Origin of the sequence: Streptosporangium canum (assembly GCF_900113865.1) — a bacterium.
Taxonomy (GTDB): Bacteria; Actinomycetota; Actinomycetes; order Streptosporangiales; family Streptosporangiaceae; genus Streptosporangium; species Streptosporangium canum.
Genome location: NZ_FOQY01000003.1, coordinates 255330 through 278204, shown reverse-complemented (window position 1 = coordinate 278204; position 22875 = coordinate 255330). Strand labels below are relative to the sequence as shown.

Genomic DNA, 22875 nt, shown 5'->3' with positions numbered 1-22875 from the left:
AGGAACGAGTTGGCGCGGCGCGAGCGAGCCGGTGAACACAGTAGCTTTGGCTCACTGATGACGAGCCGCTAGGCGAGGAGGCAAAGTGAGCCGACGTTATGACTGCACGGACGCCGAGCAGCGGGCCGCCGGTCTGACCGACGCGGCGTCAGCCGTACGGCGGGGCGAGCTCGTGGTGCTCCCGACCGACACCGTCTACGGCATCGGGGCCGACGCTTTCACGCCGTCCGCCGTCACCTCTCTGCTGGAGGCCAAGGGGCGCGGCCGGGACATGCCGGTGCCCGTGCTGGTCGGCACCGTGCGCGCCGCCAACGCCCTCGTGGAGAACCTCGGCCCGTACGGCCAAGATCTCGTCGACTCCTTCTGGCCCGGCCCGCTCACGCTGATCTGCCGCGCCAACCGGTCGCTGTCATGGGACCTGGGCGACAGCAAGGGCACCGTCGCCATCCGGATGCCTCTGCACTCGGTCGCTCTGGAGCTGCTCAAGGAGACCGGTCCGATGGCCGTCTCCAGCGCCAACCGCTCCGGTGCCCCCGCCGCCATCACGGCGGTCGACGCGGACAAGCAGCTCGGTGACTCGGTCGCCGTCTATCTCGACGGCGGGCCGTGCGCCGACGACACCCCGTCCACGATCCTCGATCTGACCACGGCGGTTCCCCGGCTGCTGCGCCGTGGGGCCGTCTCGGTGGAGAAGCTGCGCGGGGTGATCGGCTACGTGGCCACTGACGGCGGACCCGAGTCCGACGAGTGACCATGGACCCGAGCGTTCCGGTCCTTCTCGTCAAGGTCGGCTATTACCCGCTCCATCACGGCTCCGTCGGCGCCGTACGGACGCTGGGGCGGCTCGGGGTTCCCGTCCATGTCATCGCCGAGGGCCGTTTCACCTCTGCGGCGGTCTCGCGCCATCGGGCCGGCCGGATCGTCTGGCCGACCACAGGGGCCGAACCGGCGGAGCACCTCGTGCAGGAGCTGCGGAGGATCGCCTCGTCGCTCCCGCGGCGGGCGGTGGCCGTGGCGACGGACGACGAGGCGGCGATTCTGCTCGCCGAGCACGCGGAGACGCTGTCGGAGCACCTGCTGCTGCCGCCGGTCCCGCGTGATCTGCCGCGCCTGCTGGCCAGCAAGCACGACATGTTCCAGCTGTGTCGGCGTTACGGGATACCGGCGCCGGAGTCACGGCTGGTCGCCTCGCGCGACCAGATCGACGAGATCGTCCGGGAGTTCGCCTTCCCCGTCGTGCTCAAGAATTCCGAGCCGTGGGTCCGGCTGGCCGCGCCGGCGGTCAGCCGCTCCACCGTCGTGAGCACGCCGCAGGAGCTCTACGAGCTGGCTGCCGGATGGCCCGACGCGCCGTACGTGCTCGTCCAGGAGTATCTGCCCCGGTCGGAGTCGACGGACTGGATCGCCCACGTCTGCTGCGACGCGCAAGGGGACATCGTGGTCGGTTTCACCGGCGTGAAGGTGCGGTCGTGGCCGCCGCACGTCGGGGTGACGACATACGCCTATTCGGTAAGCAATCCGGAGCTGGCGGCCCTGACCGCCCGGCTCTGCAAGGAGAGCGGCTACTCGGGCATCGCCGACCTGGACTGGCGGTTGGACCATCGTGACGGCAGATACAAGCTGCTCGACTTCAACCCTCGGGTGGGGGCCCAGTTCAGGCTCTTCGAAACCGACGCCGAGATCGACGTGGTCCGGGCCCACTACCTCACGTTCACCGGCCAGGCGGTCCCCGCGGGCAGGCAGGTCGAGGGACGCAGGATCATCGTGGAGAACCTTGACGTCCCCGCCCGGATCGCCTACCGGAACGGGGCGGCGCGAGAGCACCACATCCCCCCGGGAGGGAAGCGGGAGTTCGCCTGGCTCGCCGCCGACGACCCTCTTCCGGGGCTGGTCACGGCCGCGCGCAGCGCCCGTCCGATCGCCCGGCGCGTGGTCGCCCGGCTCTTCGGAGGGAGACCTCAAGGCATGTGAGGGGTGGAAATATTCATCCTTTATGTGTCTTTTGGTAACGGGGTAAACCCGACTGACTCACCGCCCGTCTCTCTTAGCCGTCCGTACCTTGAGAAGGCGAGAGTGTGATGAGTCTTTGGCCGGGAGGCCTGTCGGAGGGGCTGGGCGGCGTCGCCCGCATGGTCCGGCGGAACGCGTTCTTCGCCGGGGCGCTCGCGGCCGGGACGGCGGTCCGCGCCGGCATCGCGCTGACCCAGCCACCGGTGCTGGCCAAGAACGACAGCTACGCCTACATCGCACTGGCCCTGCGGCCTCAGCCGCACGTGGTGCGGCCCAGCGGTTATCCGTTGTTCCTCTGGCTGCTCAGGCCGTTCCACAGTTTCACGCTGGTGGTCACGGTCCAGCACCTGCTGGCGCTCGCGGCGGTCGTCGGCGTCTACGCGCTGCTCCGGCGGCGCACCTCGCTCCCCGGCTGGGCGGCCTCGCTGGCCGTCCTCCCGGACATCTTCGGCGCGTGGCAGCTCAAGATGGAGAGCGCCATCATGAGCGAGGCGCTCTTCATCTCGCTGACCGTCGGTGCCGTCGTGATTATGCTCTGGTGCGAACGACCTCCTGTCTGGGCCGCCATGTGCTCGGGGCTGCTCCTGGCGGGTGCCACGTTGGTCCGCGCGACGGGGCTGCCGCTGGTCCTGCTGGCCGTGGGGTTTCTGGTCATGCGGCGTGTGGGATGGCGTCCGGTGGTCGCTTTCGCGGTTGCGGCGGCCGTCCCGCTGGTCGGCTACGGACTGTGGTTCCAGGCGTGGCACGGCACCGTCGCGCTCACCCGGAGCAACGGCGTCTTCCTCTACGGGAGGGTCATGGACTTCGCGGACTGCGGGAAGATGGCTCCCCCGGCCTCCGAGCGGCGCCTCTGCGCCGAGGCGCCACCGGGCACCCGGCCGAAGTCGGACACCTACATCTGGTACCCGGGCACCCCTCTGCAGAGCATGGGCGTCGACATCTTCGACGCGGAGGTCAACCGTCTGACGTCGAGCTTCGCCTGGCGGGCGATCCGCGAGCAGCCCTTGGACTTCGCCGCGACGGTCGCCAGGGACGCCGGGGCCTTCATCGCCGAGCCCTGGATCCGGATGCCGCCGCTCGCGGAGGAACTGGGATACGACCCGGGGGCCAATGCGACCTATGTGCCGGGTGGTGATCCCGTGGCGGACGTCCGCGCGTATGAGAGGGGGGATCTCCTGGTCGCCGCGGCCCTCGGCCACGACGCGCCGCAGCAGCCGCCGCCCAGGGCGGCGGGCCTTCTGAAGGTCGAGGGATACGCGACCGGCCTGCTTCTCGGCGTGCTGCTCATGGCGGGCGCGGCCGGAGTGGCCGTGCGGGGACGGATCGAAGTCGCCTTCCCGTGGATTCTCGCGGTGACCCTGCTCCTGATACCTGCGGCGACCTCGGTATTCGACCGGCGCTACGCCCTTCCGGCCATCCCGCTGGCGCTGCTGGCCGTGGCTCTCCTCTGGGGGCGGGGCCGGCGCCCGGAGGAGCCGGTTGCCCCATGTGATGGAGTGGAAACTTGTCATGTGGTGTGACTTTTGTGATTTTTGATAGTCAAGTAAACCGGAGATGCGGATTGTGCGTCCCTCTTGTGCTTGTCCGGCAAGAAGGTGAGATCGTATGACTACGACGTCGACTGAGCGTGGAGCGAGGCACTTCGCGGCCGTTCCCTCGGGGCCAGGGAATGGGCGGAAGCGGTCGATAACACGAGTGCTCGTCGCCGGTGATCTCTGTTGCGCCCTGCTCGCCTACCAGGTGGTGCTCGGAGCCAGGTGGTGGTGGGGCGGCTACGTTCCCTGGTTCGAGATGGTGTTCTCGGCGGGACTGGTGCTTGCCTGGCCGGTGGCGATGTCCTCCGTGGGCGCGTACAGGGGCCGGGTCCAGGCCGGTGGCCTCGAAGAGGTCCGGCTGGTGTTCAACGGCGGCCTGGGTCTGTCCGCAGTCGTCGCTATCGGCGCTTACATCACCAAGCTCATGATCGCCAGAAGCATCGTCATCGCCATGCTGCCCCTGGCCATACTGCTCACCCTGGCCTTCCGCCGCTGGCTGCGCCGCTGGCTGCGGAGGAGGGATCCGGCCGGGGAGACCACGCACGCCGTCGTCGTCGTCGGGCACCGGGCGTCGGCGCTGGACCTGGTGATGCAGTTGCGCTCCCAGCCCCGGTACGGCATGCGCGTGGTCGCGGCCTGCCTGCCCGGCGGGGCGGTGCTCGAGCATGTCCCCGACGTCGACGGGGTTCCGATCCTCGGCGACTTCAACAACGTGGCCGAAGTGGTGGCGAGGACGTCGGCCGACGCGGTGGCCGTTCTGGCCTGCCCCGAGCTGGACGGTGTCGCTCTGCGCAGACTGGCCTGGAGCCTGGAGGTCACCGACACCGACCTGTTCGTCGCCCCCTCGCTGATGGACGTCGCCGGGCCGCGCATCAGCGTCCGCCCGGTCGCCGGGATGACGCTGTTGCACGTGGACCATCCCTCCTTCGGAGGGATCAACCAGATCGTGAAGAACGTGTTCGACAGGGTGATGGCCGCTGCGGTCCTGACCGTTCTCGCGCTCCCGATGCTGATGATCTCCGCCGCCGTCCGGGCCACCAGTGAGGGGCCGGTGATGTTCCGGCAGACCCGCGTGGGGCTGGGCGGGCGCGAGTTCCAGATCTTCAAGTTCCGGACCATGGTGAACGGCGCGGATCGGCTGGGCGACACCGGCTTCGAGGCGGCGCTGCTCAAGGTCAGGGACGATCCGCGCGTCACCAGGGTGGGAACGTTCCTGCGACGCTACTCCCTCGACGAGCTCCCGCAGCTCATCAACGTGGTGCGCGGTGAGATGTCACTCGTCGGGCCGCGCCCGCTGGTGCCCGCGGAGTTCGCCTTCTACGGCGCCGACATCGACCGGAGGCTGGTCGTCCGGCCGGGGATGACCGGCCTGTGGCAGGTCAGCGGCCGCTCGGACCTCTCCTGGGAGGAGCGGATGCGGATGGACCTCCGCTACGTCGAGAACTGGTCCCTCGCTCTGGACCTGCAGCTGCTCTGGAAGACCTGGGGGGCGGTCGTGCGGGCCAGGGGGGCCTACTGATCCTGCTCCGCCCGTGGCCGGAGCTCAGCGGACTTCGTCGACGGCGTTGGCACTGTCGTTCTCCCTGACGTAGTCGTCGACGCGGTCGTCCTGGATCGCCTCGCTGAGGGCCCGGGTCTGCGTCAGGTCCAGATACACGACGCTCTGCGGACCCTCCATGCCGGTGCCCTTCACCGGCATGGTGACGTAGTCGAGCGAGTCGAGGCCGGTCAGTTCGAGCAACCGCGACCTGAGAATCCCCGGGGTGACCCCGGAGTCGACGCTGATCGCCTTGGTCAGGGAGCGCAGCAGGTTGTTGACCTTCACGGGGTTGGCGAGGGTCTCGGCGCTGAGCACCTTGTCGGCGATGGAGTTCAGCAGTGCCTGCTGTCGCTTGATTCGGTCCAGGTCCCCGCCGGGAAGATTGACCCGCTGGCGGACGAACTGCAGGGCTTTCTCGCCGTCGAGGTGCTGGCGGCCGGCTTTCCAGGTGACGCCGCTCAGCGGGTCCCGCACCGTCTGCGTCACCTCGACGTCGACCCCGCCGATCGCGTCGGTGACCGCGGAGAACCCCTGGAAGTCGATCGCCGCGTAGTGGTCGACCCGGACGCCGGTGAGTTTCTCGATCGACTTGATCAGCAGGGCGGGCCCGCCCCAGGAGAAGGCGGAGTTGATCTTGGCCTTGCCCTTTCCGGGGACGGAGACCCACGCGTCTCGTGGGATCGAGATCACGCATACGCGGTTCCGGCTCTCGGAGAGGTGAATCAACATGATCGTGTCAGTGCGCTGCTGGCCGGGCCGCCACAACCGGGCACCCGCGTCCTTGCCGGTGGTCGTCCGCTCCGACCGGCTGTCGGTCCCCACGAGCAACCAGTTCTCGCCCACCCCCACCTCGGGTGGGGGCCGCTCGGCCTCGACAGTGGGGAGGGCGTCGGGGATGCGGACGATGTCGCTGTCGAGGCTGCTCTGGAAGGCATAGAGCGTTCCAGCGGTACAGGCGCCCATAAGGGTCCCGGCGACTCCGGTGATCATCAGGAGGCGGAGGGCGCGACGCATCAGGATGCCCCTATCAAGTCAGACATACCAAAAGATTTGCTATGCAACCTGCGATACCTTATGTCCCTCTGGCATTAATTGGCACTGCCAGCTCGTTCATTGCTTGTGTCACGGAGGTCATGGTGGGGCTTGACGCCGTGAAGCGGCCCGCGCCCGGCGTCGCCCGTCAGGGCCGGGCGGTGAGAGTGCTCCATGTGACCGAATGCTGGGGCAGCGGGGTCGCCAGCGCCGTCCACGCCTACATAAAGGCCACGCCCGACCACGACCACTGGCTGCTGATGGCGCACGACCCGGCGGATCCCCTCCTGGGCGAGGGGGACCTGCTCCGGGGACTGAGGGTGTTCGCCGACGGGCACCTGGCCAGGATCCGCGACGTGGCCGCCGCCTACCGGGAGACCCGGCCCGACATCGTGCACGCCCACTCCTCCTACGCGGGCTTCTATGTCCGCTCCTGCCCACCGGTCCCGAAGGAGCGGATCATCTACACCCCGCACTGCTACGCCTTCGAGCGGACTGATGTCGGCCTTCCCATCCGGTACGGCTTCCGTCTGGCCGAGGCATTGCTCGCCCCCCGTACCGGCGTCGTGGCGGCGGTGAGCCCGAGAGAGGCCGAGCTCGCGGTCCGGCTCCGTGGCGGGCAGCGCGTGGTCTACGTCCCCAACGTCGTCCCCGACGTCCCGCCGGCACCGGCCGCGCGGGGCCGGTCCGAGTTCGTCGCGATCTCGGTCGGCCGCATCTGCGCGCAGAAGGACCCCGCTTTCCTCGCCTCCGCCGCTCGCTCGAGCGATCCGTCGACGAGGTGGGTCTGGATCGGCGATGGGGACCCCGCCCTGCGCCGCGTCCTGGAGGACGCGGGGGTTGTCGTGACGGGTTGGCTCGCCCGTGAGCAGGTGCTGGCCCTCCTCGGCACCGCCGACGTCTACGTCCACACGGCGAGCTGGGAAGGGGCCCCGGTCTCCGTGCTGGAGGCCGTGGGCGCGGGACTGCCCGTGGTGGCGAGGGACATTCCCGCGCTGCGCAGCCTGGGCGTCCCCGACCTCGTGGCGACGCCGGCCGAGTGCGCGCGAGCCGTACGGGATCTCCGGGACGACCTGCGGCGTGAGGAGGCGGGGCGGCGGCTCGCTGACGCACTGGCCGGGCACACCCCTCACCACCAGGCCGCCCGGCTCGCCCACGCCTACACCCTCGCCCTGAGCTCGGTGTGAGGGTCGGGGTAAGCGGCAAGGTCCTGCGCCGCAACGTGGGTGGCAACACCTCCTACACACAGACCCTCTACACCTCGCTGGCACCGTTGGGAATCGAGTACGAGGCCCTCGTCCCGCCGGGCGACGGGCTCGGCGGGGCCGCCCGGCAGCTCGCCTACGCGGTCGCCGACGGCCTGGTGTGGCCGGCCCGTCCAGGTCGGGCCGACCTCCTGCACTTTCCCGCCGACACCGGGGCGCTGATCGGCTCCCGGGCGCCGATCGCGGCCACGGTGCACGGTGTCGAGGACGCACCCGTCCCCGGGGTGGCCCGCGCGCTCTGGAAGCACACCTGGATGGCCAGGGTCGGCAGGCTCACCCGGGTCGCCGACGCGGTGATCACCGTCTCGCACCACTCGGCGGGCGAGATCAGCAGGGTCTTCGACGTCCCCGCGGCCCGGCTTCACGTGATCCCGCACGGGCTGGACGCCGGCCGCTTCCACCCTCAGGACGACGGTGACGGGGCCCTCCTCGGGCCGCTGGCGCTGCCTGACCGGTTCGTGCTCTATCTCGGAAACCTCGACCCGCGCAAGAACGTCACGGCCCTGGCCGAGGCGACCGGGCTTCTGGGGGTCCCCCTGGTGGTCGCCGGAGGGGGATTCCTGGGCTCGGGCCCGGTCGAGCGGGTGCTGGCCGAGGCGCCGCACGCCCGCTACCTCGGCCAGGTGCCGCGTGAGCTCGTGGCGCCCCTGATGCGGGCGGCCACGGTGTTCGCCTTCCCCTCCGGGCACGAGGGCTTCGGGATGCCGGTGCTGGAGGCCATGGCCTGCGGAACCCCGGTGGTGACCTCTGACCGGGCTGCGCTGCCGGAGGTCGCGGGCGACGCAGCTGTGCTCGTCTCCGACCTCGACGCACGAGGCCTTGCCGCGCCCCTGGAGAGCATCCTGTCCGACGACCGCGCCGCTGCGGAACTGCGGGCGCGGGGGGTCGCCCGGGCTGCGCTGTTCTCCTGGGAGGAGTCCGCGCGTCGCCATGCCGAGGTGTTCACGTCCCTGGTCGAGGGTGGAGGGGCCGGGGTATGAGCACCGTGCGGCTGCCGCTGCGCGAGGGCGCCTGGTGGCTCCATCCGGCCTGGACGGCGATGCTCGCCACCGTGCCCGGGCTGCTGGCGGTCTGGCTGATCGGAGACGACAGCTTCCGCGAGTGGTGGCGGACGCCGAAGATCTTCGATGACGGCAAGGCGCTCATCGTCATGGCGTTCATCGGCGTCTTCGTCATGGGCTGCATGCTGCCGTCTCTGGCCAGGACGGTGAGGGCCACGGACGTGTCGGTCACCGTTCGCCAGCGCCGGATCCTGCTGCTGGCCGGCCGCGCGGCCGCCGCGCTCACACTGGTGGGATACGCGGCCTGGATGGCCTCGGCGGTTTCGAGCGGGCTGAGCTTCGCCGACCTCGCGGAGGTCTTCTCACTCAGCCCGGGCTCGGCCGACGCGGTCAAGTCCGACCTCGCCACCATCGGCGGGGTGACGACGCTGACCCAGCTGGGGCCGCTGGCAGTGGTGTGCCTGTTCCTGGACCGGAGGCTGGGCGGTGGGCGGCACACCGCGATGTTCGCGGTGCTCATCGGGCTGACGCTGGCGCGGGTCGTGCTCAACTCCGAGCGGCTCGCCCTGATGGAGCTCGCGCTGCCGATCCTCGCCATGGTCTCGACACTGCGTCCGGGGGACGGGCGGCGCCACTACCGCTGGCTGTGGGCGGCGCTGCCGCTGCTCGCCCCGTTCGCACTGGTCACGCTCTTTGGCACGTTCGAATACGTGCGCAGCTGGTCCCACTACTCCTCGATCGTGCAGATCGACTACTCCGAGTTCGTGCTGCGCAGGCTGACCGGCTACTACGCCACGGCATACAACAACTCCGCCATCGTGGTCGACCACGTCGGCCCCGGCCTCGCCTGGCCGTACTACACCGTGGGGTTCCTGTGGAACTTCCCCGGCCTGTCGGCGGTGCTGACCCCGGAGTCCGTGCTGGGTTTCGACCCCGCCCAGGTCTGGCCCGGTCTGCTGCGGCGGCTCGGCAATCCCGAATACAACAACACAGGTGGGGTGCTCGCCCCGCTCGCCGACTACGGGCTGGTGGGCGGCTTGGTCTTCTGGGCCGCGGTGGGGCTGGCCGTCGGCGTCTGCTACCGCTGGATGCGCTCGGGCGAGATGCGGGGCCTGGTTCTCTACCCGGTGCTGTACGTGGGCCTGGTCGACCTGGTCAGGTACTTCTACTGGGGCGAGGGCCGCGCCTTCCCCACGCTCGCCGGAGCGGTCCTGCTGGCTCTGCTCGTGCACCGGCGGCGGGCTCCCGGAGGGACGGCATGACCGCGGCGCGCCGGGGGATGTGGACCCTCGCCGACCATGTGATCTGCAGCGGAAGCAACTTCGCCCTCATGATCCTCGTGGCCGGCAACGTCTCGGTCGTCACCCTGGGGGAGTTCGCGCTCCTCTACGGGTTCTACGTGGTGGTCGTGGAGCTGTCGCGGGCGGCTGTCAGCGAGCCCCTCCTGGTCCGGCGGCCCGAGGGGGACGCGGCGGTGCGCCGGGCGCTGGCGGACAGCTCCGGTTCAGCGGCAGTGTTCGGCGCCCTCGCCGGGGCGCTGCTGCTGGCCGTGTCACCCTTCCTGATCGGCTCGCACTGGCGATCCGCTGTGGTGCTCGCCCTGCTGCTGCCGGCGCTACTGGTCTGGGACGCGCTCCGGCTGGCGTTCATCGCGGTCGGGTGGCAGCGTCGCGCGGTGCTGGTCGACATGGTGGGCGGGGTGGTGCAGGTCTCAGCGGCATTCGCCGCGCTGCACGTGAGCACGGGACTGAGCTGGCTGGTGGCGGGCTGGGGGCTCGGCGGCCTGGTCGCCGCAGGCCTGGCGGTGGTCCAGGCGGGGACGCTGCCCCGGCTCACGGCGCCGCGCCGCTGGTTGCGCGAGTACGGCAAGCTGGTCCGGCCGTACTTCGTGGAGACCGGAGCGCTCTCCCTGGCCGGCTACGCCGTGCTGATCGTCCTCGGACACATCGCCGGCCCTGCGGCTGTGGGCGCGTGGCGGGCCGCGCTGACGCTCTTCGGCCCGGCGAACGTGGTGATGGCGGCCGGCCGGGTCGCGGTGGTCAGCGAGCTCTCCCGGCTCAAGGCCGGGGAGCCGCGCCGGATGCTCCGGTCCGCGGCCACGGCCGGGCTGCTGTGCGGGGCCGTGGGAGCCATGGCCGGCACCGTCGCGACCTTCCTGCCCAGCTCCATCGGCCAGGCCCTGCTGGGCGATTCCTGGGCGGGCGTGGGCCCGCTCGTCCCCGCCTTCACCGCCCTGCTCGTCATCGAGGGGCTCGGTCTGGGGCCCTATGGCGTGCTGCGCGCCATGGAGCGGGTCCGTATGCTCTTCGTCCTGCGGGTGGCGGTGGCCGGAGGACGTGTTCTGGCGGTCAGCGTGGGGGCGGCACTGGCCGGTGCGGCGGGTGCGGCCACAGCGAGCTCGCTGGTCGAGGCCGCCGGATTCCTCAGTGCCCTGGTCCTTCTCACCGTCGTCTTCGCCGCCACGCCGTCCCGCACCCAGCAGGTGACGCCCCACCAGCCGAGAGAGCACCTGTGAACGCCAGAGATCTGATCGCCGGAGTCCGTAGAAACCTGCTGCTCGTGATCCTGCTCGCCGTCCTCGGTACGGGGGCCGGCCTCGGGATCGGCCTGCTGCAGGCGGAGGAGTACAAGACCACCACGACCCTGTTCGTCTCCGTCGCGCAGGGCAGCCAGTCCAGCATCGACCAGAGGTACCAGGGCACCCTGTTCACGCAGGAGAGAGTGCGCTCCTACGCCGCGCTCGTCACCACCCCGACAGTGACCAAACCGGTGATCAAGGCCCTCGGGCTGCCGCTGAAACCCGAGGAACTGGCCCAGAGGCTGGAAGTGGACGTGCCGGTCGACACCGTCCTGGTCAACATCACCGCCCGGTACGGCGATGCCGCCACCGTAGCGAAGATCGCAAACGCGGTGACCACCCGGCTCGTCGGAGTAGTCGCCGAGCTGGAGACGCCGGACAGGACCCAGGCCTCGGCGATCCGGGTGAAGGTGGTCCGGGACGCCGCGGTGCCGGAGCGGCCGAGCAGCCCCCGACTCGTCCTGGACATCGTGCTGGGACTCGCGCTCGGCCTCGTCGGGGGCGTCGGCGCGGGCATCCTGCGTGAGGCGCTCGACACCCGGATCCACAGCGCGGCCGACTTGATGCGGCTGAGCGACCAGCCCGTCCTGGCCATGGTGCCCAAGGACCCCGGCGCGCAGGCGGCCCCCCTCGTCGGAGACCGGTTCGGCCCGCGTGCCGAGGCATACCGCAAGCTGCGCACCGCTCTGCGCTTCATCGGGGTCGACCAGCCCGCGAAGGTGTTCCTGATCACCAGCCCGCTCATGGGCGACGGAAAGTCGACGACCGCAGTCAACCTGGCCGGGGCGCTGGCGGCCGAAGGCGCCCAGGTGGCCTTGCTGGAGGTCGACCTGCGCCGTCCGGCGCTCGCCAGGATGCTCGGGCTCGTCGGCGAGGCGGGCCTGACCAGCGTTCTCACCGGAAGGGCCGAACTGGCCGAGGTCGCCCAGTCGACGTCCGGGCCGCACCGGATAACGGTGCTCACCAGCGGCCCGCTGCCGCCCAACCCCAGCGAGCTGCTGGGCACCCAGCGCATGCGTGACCTGCTGAGACGGCTGGCCCAGAACTTCGACTACATCATCCTGGACGCCCCGCCCCTGCTGCCCGTCACCGACGCGGCCGTGCTCGTACCCGCGGTCGACGCGGCCATCCTCGTGACGCGGGCGAAGAAGACCAGGCGCGACGAACTGCGCGAGGCGCTGACCGTCATGGAGACGGCCAGGGGGCGCGTCGCCGGACTGGTCTTCAACTGCGGGGCGGCTCCCACGGCCGACCGGTACGGTCCCTACGTGCACGACGTCGCCCAGCCCACCATGCGGGACACCATCGGTGACCGGGCGCTACCCGCCGACGGGCGGGCGATGAGAAGGGGCAACCCTCCGGTCAGCGGGGACCGAGCAGTTCCCCCAACACGTGGCTGAGTGAGGCGCCCATCTCCCTGGCGCACCTGTGGTACTCCTCCGGCGGCCCGCCGTACGGATCGGCGATCTCGACCGGGTGGCGGCGGGCCGGGGCGCCACGGCGCCCCGCGACGGCGCGGACCACGGCGTGCGCCCGCCCGACGGTGTCGGACTTGTGACGGCGGTTGCGGCCCCCTGTGAGATGGGCGAACTCAAGGAGCGTGAAGGTCTTGTGCATCGCCGCCGGCTCCATCGTCACCGCCGAGCCGCGATGCTCGGTCTCCATGGTGAGGATGAGGTCGGCGTCGCTGACGAGGGCGTTGTCCAGCGGTCGCGCGTGGTGCGCGGAGCCGTCCAGGCCGAGGTCCCTCAGAGTGGTGAGTGCGTGAGGCGCCATGGGGTGGCCCGCCCGGGCGCGGGTGCCCGCGCTCGTCACGAGAATCGGACAGGAGGAGGACCGCAGCATCGCCTTGGCGATCATTTCCGCCATCGGAGAGCGGACGATGTTCGCCGTGCAGACGATCAGGATCCGGAAGTCCTCTCTCACCTGGTGTATTTTAGCCGCGAGCCTGGAGATCCAGACCGAAGCGATCCTTGAGAATGCCTCGGATATTGGGGTAGGTCTTGTTCATCCGATGCGCGAGCATCCGGCCTCGGAGCCCCATGGGGCCGGTCTCGTCGAAGGGCTCGATGCGCGGCATCGCGAACAGGCCCGCGTGCTCGGTGTGCCAGAGGGCACAGGCGTAGCCGAATCCGGCCTCGGTGACCGCCTCTACCTCGCGGGCGCCGTGCTGGCCGTACGGATAGCAGAATCCGCTGACCGCCTCGCCCGTGAGATCCTCCAGCACCGCCTTGCTCGTCGTGAACTCCTCGACCAGTCGCCGTCCGCCGTCCACCGTCGGCAGCCGGGGATGGGTGAGTGAGTGCGAGCCGATCTCCATGCCGACGGCGACCACCTCGCGGAGCTGCTCGGGCGTCATCACGTCCCGGGGGACCCCGGGATCCCACGAGCTGTCCCCGCCCACGTGGCCCGCGACGACGAACACCGTCGCGGTGAAACCGTACTCCGCCAGGGCGGGTACGACGGTCGTGGCGAAGTCGGCGTAGCCGTCGTCGAAGGTGAGCCCGACCAGCCCGGCGGCCTCGCCCCGCGCTTCGGCGGCTCGCAGTTCGCGCATCGTGACCCCGCGCAGGCCGCGGTCGCGCAGCCAGCGCATGTGGCGGTGGAAGCTGTCCGGAGAGACCGTGATCCGGAGGGGGTCCCGATCGAATTCGGCCACGGAGTGGTAGACCCACACCATCGGTGCGTTGTTCATGCGGACCATTTCGGGAGGCTCCAATCGCATTTCGCTGCGCTGGCCTACCATATCGGCGTGAATCCCTCTATACGGGTCTCCCTGGTCGTCACGACGATCGGCCGACCCGAGTCCCTCGACCGCCTGCTCCGCTCAGTGTTCGAGCAGAGTCTGCCGGTCACCGAGATGATCGTCGTCGACCAGAGCGGCGCGACGGGGACGGCGGAGGTCGTCGAGCGCTGGAGGGAGCGCCTGCCGGTCCGGCGGGTGACCACGCCGCGCGGCCTGTCCGCCGGGCGCAACGCCGGTGTGGCGGCGCTCAGCGAATACGACGTCGTGGGTTTCCCCGACGACGACACCTGGTACGCCCCCGAAACCCTCGCCCAGGTATGCGCGGCGATCGGTGCGTACGGGGTGGTCTCCGGAATGCTGCTCGACGCGGCGGGCCGGCCGGCCCAGCTGGCCTTCGGCGCCGATCCCGCGGTCCTCGACAGCACCACCGTGTGGTCCCAGGCCATCGAGGCGACATGTTTCTACACGGCGGCCTTCATGAGTGCGGTCGGGGACTTCGACGAGGGGCTCGGGGCCGGCAGCACGACACCATGGCAGTCGGGAGAGGGGACTGACCTGCTCCTACGCGGACTGCGGAGCGGCTGGTCGATCGCCTACGACCCGCGCATCACCGTCTATGAGGACAATCCCTCCGCCCCCGCGACGGGCACCCGGGAGTCCCGCGTCAGAGCACGCCACGTGGCGCGGGGGACAGGCAGGGTCTACCGCAGGCACTACGGCTGGCGGGGCCGGCTCAGGACGTTGGCCAGGCCGCTCGGCGGCGCGCTGCTGAGCGTTGCCCGGGCGCGCTGGGCAGAGGCGAGCTGGCACCTGCAGCGGCTGGTCGGACGGCTGGAGGGCATCACGGGGATCCTGCTCCCGGTCCGTCGCCACGTCTATTCCAAGGCGTGACCCCGCGGGCCGGGCCCGAGCTCCGTACGGCTTATGTCAGTGATCCATACTGTCTGATTATCCTCGTGACGCGGGGCTGTCTCCCCGGTACCGTGAAGTCCGCCGACACTTCCGGGAGACGTCCATGGGTAAGTTCGACGGAATGGACCCCAAGCTGGTCCGTGATCTGCTGTCCGAGGTCAATCAGGCGTCCAAGCAGATGCGGGCCGTCGAGGGCCAGGTAGCCCGGCTGATGAGCGGGGCGGGTCTCTCCTCGCAGTCCACCCACCGGCCGTCGCAGATCGCCGACGCGTGCGAGGTGATGGTCCGCGACGTCTCCGCCCGTGTGTCACTGCTGGAGAAGAAGATCAAGCAGGGGTCGGCGCCCCCGGCCGAGCCGAGGGCCGGAGAGCCGAAGACCGCCGACTCCGGGACGGACGGCAAAACAGAGCCGAAGCCCGATTCCGGGGCGGACGGGAAGTCCGACCCGAAGCCGGACAGGCCGAAGGTCGAGGATCTGAAGCCCGCCGTGCCCAAGGGCGACGAGGCTCCCCCGTCACGGGACCAGTCCCCGGACAACGGGTCCAAGGACGACCCGAAGCCCGCCTCCAAGGACGACCCGAAGCCCGCCCCCAAGCACGACACCGATTCCGGTTCCAAGGGAGAGACGGGTTCCAAGGGGGACGAGACGTCTCCCCGCAAGGGGGCTCCCACCTCCGAGGCACCCCGGGACGATCCCGATTCCCGCAAGGTGAACATCTACGACCCGCGGACGGCGAACGTCGGCGACACCGCTCCGGACGCCAAGCCGGACACCGGTTCCAAGGCCGACGAGACGTCTCCGCGTGATGGGGGTTCGGTCTCGGAGGCGCCCCGGGACGATCCTGATTCCCGGGTGGTGGACGTCGATGACACCGGTTCGAAGGCCGACGAGACGTCTCCGCGTGATGGGGGTTCGGTCTCGGAGGCGCCCCGGGACGATCCTGATTCCCGGGTGGTGAACGTCGATGACACCGGCTCCAAGGAGGAGACCGGTTCCAAGGGCGACGAGCGTTCGCCCAGGGACGGGGGCGGTGTCTCCGGCGTCGACATCCCGGACACCGCGGGCAAGGACCACCCCGACGACATCGACCAGCGGGGCGACATGCGGCCGAGGGTCGTGGCGGTGGACGGGGTGCAGGTGCTCCAGGTCCCGCTCGACTCGCCCACGGCGGCGGAGGTCGCCGAGCTGCTGAAGAACATCGAGGACATCCCGCCGCTGGAGATGCCCGGCGTCGACGGTGCCTCCGACACCACCGGCACGCTGCCCGACCGGGTCGACCCGAATGCGGCGCCGCCGTGGACCGACTTCGACACCTCCGTCCCCGACACGGTGGAGCCCGATCCCGAGCAGCGGATCCAGCCGCCGGGCACGGGCGGGGAGAGCGGCACCCAGTCGGCGGGGAACGCGCCCGGAAGCGCGGAGACGCCGCCCGTCGAGACCGCGGTGGGCGAGTCGGCCGCGCGGTGGGCGGCCGACGGCACCGACGTGGTCTCGGTGCGGGTGGACCCGCCGAGCATCGACGCGATCGGGACGCTCGCCGACAACGTGCGCGACATCGAGCCGCTGGACATGCCGGGCGTGCAGGTGCCCGACGGCGAGACGTGGGGTGAGGGCGCGTGGACGCCCATGGACGTCGGGCCCGACGGCTCGGCGGGCGATGTGGATCCGGGAGACCCGCTGCAGCCGATCCCGCCGCCCGGCGGCGGACGGGCGGGCGGGCAGTGAGCGTGAGGAGCCTGTGATGTTCGTGGATCCACCCGCACCGCAGCCGCTGCAGCCGGGGGAGACCCCGCCCGCCTCGGCGGCCCCCGGCCTGCCGTCCCCGGACGGGGCGATCGCGTGGGAGTTCAACCCCGACTACCAGCGGCTGGTCACGATGTGGCGGCAGGTGCTCCCCACACTCGACACCCTGACCTCCGCCCTGGACAAGGCCTACCAGCTGGCCAGGAGCAGGGACGTCTGGGACGCCCCGGTCTCGGGGCGTTACGTGGAGGAGATGGCCGAGTGGCGCACCCGTCTCGGCCTCTACCGCCAGGCGATCCTCACCTCGATCAGCGACCAGGCGGCCGACACGCCGAGATGGGTGCCCGCCAACGCCGGAGCTCCGCACGCATTCTCGTGACGGCACGCCCCTGACTTCGGAAAACAGGGGCGGCCGGGCTTACAGTGGGGTGAGTCGTCATCCCTGGGGTGTGAGCCATGGGCGCAGAGCCGTACTACGGGCCCGACTTCGGGCTCCTGCACAGGCGGGATCCAGAGGTCGCGCAGGTCCTCCTCGACGAGCTCGATCGGCTCCGCGGTGGCCTCCAGCTCATCGCCAGCGAGAACTTCGCCTCGCCGGCGGTGCTCGCCGCGCTCGGATCGACGCTCAACAACAAGTACGCCGAGGGGTATCCCGGCAGGCGCTACTACGCCGGCTGCGAGGTCGTCGACCGGGCCGAGCGGCTCGCGATCGACCGGGCCAGGCGGCTGTTCGGCGCCGACCACGTCAACGTCCAGCCGTACTCGGGCGCCTCGGCGAACCTGGCCGCCTACGCCGCGCTGCTCCAGCCGGGCGACACGGTGCTGGCCATGGAGCTGTCCCACGGCGGGCATCTCACCCACGGCTCCAAGGTCAACTTCTCCGGCCGGTGGTTCGACGTCGTCGCGTACGGCGTGCGCAGGGACACCGAGCTGATCGACTATGACGAGGTCAGGGAGCTGGCGCTGCGGCACCAGCCCAAGATGATCATCTGTGGTGCCACGGCCTACCCGCGTGAGATCGACTTCGCCGCCTTCCGGGGGATCGCGGACGAGGTCGGCGCCTGGCTGCTGGCCGACGTCGCCCACACCGTCGGCCTGATGGCCGGAGGCGCCCTGCCGTCCGCCGTGCCGTACGCCGACGTGGTCACCTTCACCACGCACAAGGCGCTGCGCGGTCCGAGAGGCGGCGGCATCATGTGCACGCGGGAGCTGGCGGCCCGGATCGACCGGGCGGTCTTCCCGTTCGTCCAGGGAGGCCCGCTCATGCACGCGGTGGCGGCCAAGGCGGTGGCGTTCGGCGAGGCGCTCCAGCCGGAGTTCGCCGACTACGCGCGTCAGGTGGTGGCCAACGCTCAGGTGCTGGCCGACGCGCTGGCCGCCGAGGGGATGCGGCCCGTCTCCGGGGGCACCGACAGCCATCTGGCCCTGATCGACCTGCGCGATGTCGGGGTCACCGGCGCGGTGGCCGAGCAGCGGTGCGTCGCCGCCGGGATCACCCTGAACCGCAACACCATCCCCTACGACCCCGAGCCGCCCACGGTGACGTCCGGCATCCGGGTCGGCACCCCCTGCGTCACGACACAGGGAATGGGGACCGAGCAGATGAAGGAGGTGGCCTCGATGGTGGCACAGGTCATCCGCAACCCTGACGCAGTGGGAGAGATCAGGGCGCGGGTGACGGCGCTCACCGAGATCCATCAGATTTATCCCAGCGAACTATGAGCTGTTCTGTGTCGTTTTCCGGTCACAGCTGGCCGGACTATCCGCGAAACTAGGTCTGTGCGCGAATATCTACTCATGGCGCTGGTGGCGGCAGCGGTGACCTACCTCCTGGTCCCGCTGGTCCGCGTGTTCGCCATCCGCATCGGTGCGATGCCAGAGGTCCGTGACCGCGACGTGCACACCACCCCGACGCCCAGACTCGGCGGTCTGGCGATGTACGGCGGGCTCGTCGCCGGCCTGCTGATCGCCAGCCAGTTACCGTACGCCGGGGGCAGGCTGGCCGAGGGCAAGACCGTGATCGCGCTGATCGCCGCGGGCGGCCTGATCACCCTGACCGGCTTCCTGGACGACTGGTGGGGGATGGACGCCCTCATCAAACTCGCCGGGCAGATCGGCGCCGCGGGTGTCCTCGTCGCCTTCGACGTCAGCCTGCCGTGGCTGCCGTTCCCCACCGCGCTGGGCGGGCAGATCATCCTCGACTCCACGCTGAGTCCACTGCTCACGATCCTGGTCGTGGTCGTCATGATCAATGCGGTGAACTTCGTCGACGGGCTGGACGGCCTGGCGGGCGGGATCGTCGGCATCGCCGCCATGGCGACCTGGACCTACTCCATCGTGCTGTCCAAGGACTACGGCGACACCAGCATCAACGTCACGGCGGCGATCGCCTCGGTGCTCATCGGCATGTGCCTGGGCTTCCTGCCGCACAACTTCCACCCGGCGAAGATCTTCATGGGCGACACCGGGGCGATGCTGATCGGCCTGGTCCTCGCGTCCACGATGATCACCATCACGCCCCTCGACTCGACCAGCATCAACCGCTTCCCGGTGATCCTGCCGATGCTGGTGCCGGTCGCCATCCTGGTGCTGCCGCTGCTCGACCTCATCATGGCGGTGATCCGGCGCACCTCCAACGGCCTGTCGCCGTTCTCCCCCGACCGGGGGCATCTGCACCACCGGCTGCTGGACATCGGTCACTCGCACCGGCGCAGCGTGCTGATCATGTACACCTGGACGTTCCTGTTCGCCTTCACGGTCGTGGCGATGTCCGTCGAGGGCGTCCCGCTCGTGCTGTTCCCGCTCACCGTGCTGCTGGCCGTGGGCGTGCTGGTGATGATGGCGCTGCCGAGCTGGCGCGCGCGCAAAAGCGGGGGCGGCGGGGCAGGCGCCGGCGGGCGTCACGTCCGCCCCGGCGGCGGGCCGGTCCAGGGGCAGAGCCGCCCGCTCCCTCCGGAGACGCCCGGCCCCCGGTCGGTGGCGGCCGACGACGACACGGCGGTGCTCTCCGTGCTCCCTGACCTGTCACTTACCGCTCCGACTCCGGGTTTCTCAGCCCCTGAGACGCCGCGCTGAACACCTGCCGGAAACCTCTTGATCGTTTACTTGAAACGGCAGGTAAAGGCGCTCTTCCGTGAGCTTGTGATAGCTTTCACTAGCAGCCGCTCAACAGGATGAGCCCTGCAAGGTAGCAATCGCTCGCTTGATAACAGTTACTTGGAGTGCCGATGCAGGCCAACGACGTGCGCCTCCTGAAGGGGGCTGCGATACCCACGCTGCTGGTGGGGCTTGTCGTGGTCGTCGTCGCCGCCCTCGTGGCCGGAGGCAAGGGGGCGCTGGGCGCGGCGATCGGGGCACTGGTCGTCTGTGTCTTCTTCACCCTCGGCATCGTCGCGATCTCCTACGCCGGCCGGGTCTCGCCGATGGCGATGATGACCGCCGCGGTCGTGACCTACGCGGTGAAAATCCTCATAGTCATGGCCCTGTTGAAGGCGTTCGAGAACGCCACCGCGTTCGAGCCCAAGGCGTTCGGCTGGGGTGCCGTCGTGTGCACCGTCGCCTGGACCATCGGCGAGATGCGCGGGTTCATGAAGCTCAAAATGCTCTATGTCGACCCCGATGGCAAGACCCCCGGGTCCGGGTGATACCCGATGAGGCGTAGTATCTCGCTCGCGTGTGTGACCGGGCCCGATATGACTAGTCCGCACCGCGGCTGCTATCGTCATGCCCGCGATGAGCGAGAAGAAAATCCGGCCCGAGGACGACGGCCGCGACTTTGCCAGCGCCGCTTGGTCGATCCCCAGCTATCTCCTCTCCGGGATGATTCTGTACGGCGGTGCCGGATGGTTGCTGTCCAAATGGACGGGCGTGATCGCTTTCACCCCGATCGGATTGATCCTCGGAGTCTCTCTCGCCGTCTACCTGGTCTACCGGAAGTACGGTCGCTAGCCTTCGGCGGCGGTCGCTTCGCTGACGAAGCCATTTCGATCCACTACCACGCTGAAGGGAACGCCGCGTGAGCACGCTGACGCTCCTCGCTTCCGGGGACGAGTTCACGCCTCCGGGCCTCGAACTCTTCGACCTCCCCCCGATCATTCCAGGCGTCGACTGGTTCACGAAGCCCGTGCTGCTGGCGCTTCTGAGCACGCTCATCGTCGTGGTCTTCTGCTGGTCCGCATTCGCCAATCCGAAGATCGTGCCCCGGGGCGTGCAGAACGTCGCCGAGATGGGCTACATGTTCGTCCGCGACCAGGTCGCCCGGCCGTTCCTCGGCAAGGACGCCGACCGGTGGATGGGCCTGCTGCTCAGCATCTTCTTCCTGGTCTGGATCTGGAACCTGATGGGGGTCGTCCCCGTCCTGCAGTTCCCGGTGGCCTCGCACATCGCCTTCCCGATCGTGCTGGCGGTCAGCATCTACGTCCTCAAGGTCTACCTGGGCGTCAAGCACCAGGGACCAGTCGGTTATTTCAAGAACATGATGTTCCCGCCGGGGCTGCCCAAGCCGATCTACGTGCTGCTGGCCCCGATCGAGTTCCTCTCGAACATGATCATCGCGCCCTTCACCCACGCGGTCCGACTGTTCGCCAACATGTTCGCCGGCCACATCATCCTCGCGTTCTTCAGCATGGTCGGCTTCTGGTTCCTCTTCGAGAAGCTCACGCCGCTGGGTGCCCCGCTCGGCGTGGTCGGCGTCCTCATGACGATCGCCATGACCGGCTTCGAGATGTTCATCCAGTTCCTGCAGGCGTTCCTCTTCTCCATGCTCGCCGCGATGTACATCGGCAACTCGCTCCACGCCGAGCACTAAGACCAACCTCGAATAGTCCAGACCGGTGGGACGTCCCACCGGCCGACCGTAAAGGAATACAGGAATGTCCGTCCTCGCTGAGGTCACCGGCTCCCTCAACGCTCTCGGCTCGATCGGCTACGGTCTCGCCGCCATCGGCCCCGGCATCGGCGTCGGCATCATCTTCGGTCAGGGTGTGCAGGCGATCGCCCGCCAGCCTGAGGCCTACGGCCTGATCCGCCAGAACATGCTGCTCGGCTTCGTTCTGACCGAGGCCCTGGCCCTGATCGGCCTCGTCGCGCCGTTCATGTTCCGCTAAGACGCACCAAACCTGACGGAAGGCTGCACACATGATTCAGGCAGCTTCACTCCTGGCAGCGGAAGGGGGGGGCAACCCCCTCATCCCACACACCTACGAGCTGGTCGTCGGCGTCTTCGCGTTCCTCGTCGTCCTCGTCGTCGTCGGTAAGATCCTCACCCCGCGCATCCAGAAGACCCTGGTCGAGCGGACCGAGGCCATCGAAGGCGGGATCCAGAAGGCGCAGGACGCGCAGGCCGAGGCCCAGGCGCTGCTCAAGCAGTACAAGGACCAGCTCGCCGAGGCTCGTCACGAGGCTTCGCGCCTGCGTGAAGAGGCTCGTGAGCAGGGCGCTCAGATCAAGGCCGAGCTCCGTGAGGAGGCGCAGGCCGAGGCCCGTCGTCTCGTCGAGGCCGCGCACATCCAGATCGAGGCCGACCGCCAGCAGGCGTTCGCCCAGCTCCGCTCCGAGATCGGCCGTCTGTCGACCGATCTGGCCAGCCGCATCGTCGGTGAGTCCCTGGAGGACGAGGCGCGTCAGCGCCGCACCGTCGACCGGTTCCTTGAGGAGCTCGAGTCGAGCAGCGCGGCGGTCCGCTGATGCTGAGAGGTCTGAGCAGGGCTTCGCTGGCCGAGGTCGAAGAGCGCTTCAACGCCGTGGCGGGAAGCGCGGACCTCGGCTCGCTGGCCGACGAGCTCTTCGCGGTCGCCGACCTGTTCGACCGTGAGCACGGGCTCCGCCGCAACCTGTCCGACCCCGCCCGCCCGGCGGCCCAGAAGGCGCAAGCCGTACGGGTCCTGCTGGAGGGCAAGGTCAGCGGTGCCGCACTGGAGACGGTCATCGCGGCCGTCTCCGCCAAGTGGGCGCGCTCGGGCGACCTGGCCGACGCGCTCGAACGGCTCGGCGTGATCGCCGCCGCGGCCGAGGCCGAGGCGGCGAGCAGGCTCGACGACGTCGAGGACGAGCTGTTCCGGTTCGGGCGCATCGTCGCCTCGAACCTGGAGCTGCACCGGACCCTGACCGCCCCCGGCGTTCCCGCGCAGGCCAAGCAGGAGCTGCTCGGCTCCCTGCTCGCCGGCAAGGTCGCCCCCACCACCCTCCGTCTGATCTCGCAGCTCGTGGTGCATCCGCGAGGACGTAGCCTGGACAGAGGACTGGAAGAGTTCGGCTACCTGGTCGCCGCCCAGCGGCAGCGTCTCGTCGCGGTGGTGCGCAGCGCTGTCGAGCTCTCCGAGGAGCAGAAGCGGCGTCTCGCCACGTGGCTGCGCACCTCGTATGGCCGCGACGTTCATCTGAACGTCGAGGTGGATCCGCGAGTGCTCGGAGGGTTCTCGGTTCACATCGGGGACGACCTCATCGACACCACCATCGCGGGACGAATCGAAGAAGTCCGCCGCCGGTTGGCCGGCTAGGCGAATAGGGAGACT

23 protein-coding genes are annotated in these 22875 nt (G+C 69.7%); 20 read left to right on the top strand and 3 right to left on the bottom strand.

The genetic code is table 11. The annotated features are described in order from the left end of the window. Positions 1-85 precede the first annotated feature (85 nt). From BM085_RS05945 to BM085_RS05930, 4 genes are all read left to right on the top strand, one after another. On the top strand, positions 86-751 hold the full coding sequence (locus BM085_RS05945; RefSeq protein ID WP_093885997.1) for an L-threonylcarbamoyladenylate synthase: 666 nt from the start codon (positions 86-88) through the stop codon (positions 749-751). Between the two features lie 2 nt (positions 752-753). Continuing rightward, positions 754-1971 (top strand): carboxylate--amine ligase, encoded by a 1218-nt coding sequence (locus BM085_RS05940; RefSeq protein ID WP_093885996.1) that lies wholly within the window; start codon positions 754-756, stop codon positions 1969-1971. A gap of 107 nt (positions 1972-2078) precedes the next feature. Continuing rightward, positions 2079-3530, top strand: a complete 1452-nt coding sequence (locus BM085_RS05935) for a hypothetical protein (protein ID WP_143120818.1) — start codon at positions 2079-2081, stop codon at positions 3528-3530. 175 nt (positions 3531-3705) lie between these two features. Next, positions 3706-5064 (top strand): sugar transferase, encoded by a 1359-nt coding sequence (locus BM085_RS05930; protein WP_245789145.1) that lies wholly within the window; start codon positions 3706-3708, stop codon positions 5062-5064. Positions 5065-5088: 24 nt separating this feature from the next. Here the strand turns inward: BM085_RS05930 and BM085_RS05925 are convergent, their stop codons facing one another. Then, positions 5089-6099, bottom strand: coding sequence for an LCP family protein (locus BM085_RS05925; protein WP_093885993.1), 1011 nt, complete (start codon positions 6097-6099; stop codon positions 5089-5091). A gap of 119 nt (positions 6100-6218) precedes the next feature. On the opposite strand from BM085_RS05925, the gene BM085_RS05920 reads away from it, so the two are divergent. From BM085_RS05920 to BM085_RS42720, 5 genes are read left to right on the top strand one after another with little or no spacing between them, the layout of a single operon-like run. Beyond that, complete coding sequence (locus tag BM085_RS05920; protein ID WP_177244972.1) at positions 6219-7304, top strand: glycosyltransferase; 1086 nt, start codon at positions 6219-6221, stop codon at positions 7302-7304. Then, complete coding sequence (locus tag BM085_RS05915) at positions 7301-8362, top strand: glycosyltransferase family 4 protein (protein WP_093885991.1); 1062 nt, start codon at positions 7301-7303, stop codon at positions 8360-8362. Before BM085_RS05920 ends, BM085_RS05915 begins: the two co-directional genes overlap by 4 nt. Next, a complete protein-coding gene (locus BM085_RS42725; RefSeq protein ID WP_143120817.1) occupies positions 8359-9645 on the top strand; it encodes an O-antigen polymerase in 1287 nt (428 codons plus the stop codon). Before BM085_RS05915 ends, BM085_RS42725 begins: the two co-directional genes overlap by 4 nt. After that, entirely contained in the window at positions 9642-10898 is a 1257-nt protein-coding gene (locus BM085_RS44210) for an MATE family efflux transporter (protein ID WP_177244971.1), read from the top strand. The genes BM085_RS42725 and BM085_RS44210 overlap by 4 nt, the downstream gene beginning before the upstream one ends. After that, the gene (locus tag BM085_RS42720; protein WP_177244970.1) at positions 10895-12361 is read left to right on the top strand and encodes a tyrosine-protein kinase domain-containing protein; all 1467 of its coding nucleotides are present in this window, start codon (positions 10895-10897) and stop codon (positions 12359-12361) included. The genes BM085_RS44210 and BM085_RS42720 overlap by 4 nt, the downstream gene beginning before the upstream one ends. Here the strand turns inward: BM085_RS42720 and BM085_RS05900 are convergent. Next, the gene (locus tag BM085_RS05900; protein WP_093885990.1) at positions 12324-12887 is read right to left on the bottom strand and encodes an arsenate reductase/protein-tyrosine-phosphatase family protein; all 564 of its coding nucleotides are present in this window, start codon (positions 12885-12887) and stop codon (positions 12324-12326) included. The two genes, BM085_RS42720 and BM085_RS05900, sit on opposite strands and share 38 nt — an antisense overlap. Positions 12888-12897: 10 nt before the next feature. Then, entirely contained in the window at positions 12898-13656 is a 759-nt protein-coding gene (locus tag BM085_RS05895) for a polysaccharide deacetylase family protein (protein ID WP_177244969.1), read from the bottom strand. A gap of 57 nt (positions 13657-13713) precedes the next feature. Here BM085_RS05895 and BM085_RS05890 point away from each other — a divergent pair, with 57 nt between their 5' ends. The 11 genes from BM085_RS05890 to BM085_RS05840 all read left to right on the top strand — a co-directional run bounded on the left by BM085_RS05890 (position 13714) and on the right by BM085_RS05840 (position 22860). Continuing rightward, positions 13714-14598, top strand: a complete 885-nt coding sequence (locus tag BM085_RS05890; RefSeq protein WP_177244968.1) for a glycosyltransferase family 2 protein — start codon at positions 13714-13716, stop codon at positions 14596-14598. Positions 14599-14722: 124 nt separating this feature from the next. After that, a complete protein-coding gene (locus BM085_RS44205) occupies positions 14723-16345 on the top strand; it encodes a hypothetical protein (protein ID WP_093885988.1) in 1623 nt (540 codons plus the stop codon). 16 nt (positions 16346-16361) lie between these two features. Beyond that, complete coding sequence (locus tag BM085_RS05880; protein ID WP_093885987.1) at positions 16362-16742, top strand: hypothetical protein; 381 nt, start codon at positions 16362-16364, stop codon at positions 16740-16742. Positions 16743-16819: 77 nt separating this feature from the next. Continuing rightward, on the top strand, positions 16820-18085 hold the full coding sequence (locus BM085_RS05875; RefSeq protein ID WP_093885986.1) for a serine hydroxymethyltransferase: 1266 nt from the start codon (positions 16820-16822) through the stop codon (positions 18083-18085). Between the two features lie 57 nt (positions 18086-18142). Then, a complete protein-coding gene (locus BM085_RS05870; RefSeq protein ID WP_177244967.1) occupies positions 18143-19438 on the top strand; it encodes a glycosyltransferase family 4 protein in 1296 nt (431 codons plus the stop codon). 152 nt (positions 19439-19590) lie between these two features. Next, positions 19591-20007 carry a Cg1360 family ATP-synthase-associated protein gene (locus tag BM085_RS05865; RefSeq protein ID WP_012888399.1) on the top strand — a complete coding sequence of 139 codons (417 nt, stop codon included), beginning with the start codon at positions 19591-19593 and terminating at the stop codon, positions 20005-20007. Positions 20008-20095: 88 nt separating this feature from the next. Continuing rightward, complete coding sequence (locus BM085_RS05860) at positions 20096-20311, top strand: AtpZ/AtpI family protein (protein ID WP_043655021.1); 216 nt, start codon at positions 20096-20098, stop codon at positions 20309-20311. 67 nt (positions 20312-20378) lie between these two features. After that, positions 20379-21170 (top strand): F0F1 ATP synthase subunit A, encoded by a 792-nt coding sequence (gene atpB, locus BM085_RS05855; protein ID WP_093885984.1) that lies wholly within the window; start codon positions 20379-20381, stop codon positions 21168-21170. Positions 21171-21234: 64 nt separating this feature from the next. Then, a complete protein-coding gene (gene atpE, locus BM085_RS05850; RefSeq protein ID WP_012888402.1) occupies positions 21235-21468 on the top strand; it encodes an ATP synthase F0 subunit C in 234 nt (77 codons plus the stop codon). A gap of 31 nt (positions 21469-21499) precedes the next feature. Further along, entirely contained in the window at positions 21500-22048 is a 549-nt protein-coding gene (locus BM085_RS05845) for a F0F1 ATP synthase subunit B (protein WP_093885983.1), read from the top strand. Beyond that, complete coding sequence (locus BM085_RS05840; RefSeq protein ID WP_218158625.1) at positions 22048-22860, top strand: F0F1 ATP synthase subunit delta; 813 nt, start codon at positions 22048-22050, stop codon at positions 22858-22860. The genes BM085_RS05845 and BM085_RS05840 overlap by 1 nt, the downstream gene beginning before the upstream one ends. Positions 22861-22875: the final 15 nt, after the last annotated feature.